The sequence below is a fragment of the Weissella sp. DD23 genome, assembly GCF_001579105.1.
GTDB lineage: Bacteria > Bacillota > Bacilli > Lactobacillales > Lactobacillaceae > Weissella > Weissella cibaria.
In genome coordinates this window covers 1-272 of record NZ_KQ970515.1, presented here as the reverse complement: position 1 = coordinate 272, position 272 = coordinate 1, and the positions used below count along the sequence as shown (strand labels likewise).

The following is a 272-nucleotide window of genomic DNA, read 5'->3' as shown; positions in this document are numbered from 1 at the left end:
GACATCACTGCATTCGCTGGCGTAACCGTGGCTGCTGGCATTGGCAAAATTTCTGATGCGGCTTCACGATCCAAAAGCAACGTGAAGTTGGGGTGAGTTTGCAAGATAGACGCTGGGACGTCTTCACTGATTGGGCCAAAGAAAGCTTCCTTGATAATATTCGCCTTCTTCTTGCCAAACGCGATCATCACGATTTCCTTGGCGCTCATGATTGTCTTAGGTCCCATTGACACGTAACCGGCAGGAACTTTCTCTTCAGAACCAACAGAATG

1 pseudogene is annotated in these 272 nt (G+C 48.5%); it reads right to left on the bottom strand.

Annotated elements, in window-relative coordinates:
• Positions 1–272: pseudogene (locus WEIDD23_RS12530) on the bottom strand (6-phosphogluconolactonase); the annotation flags it as partial.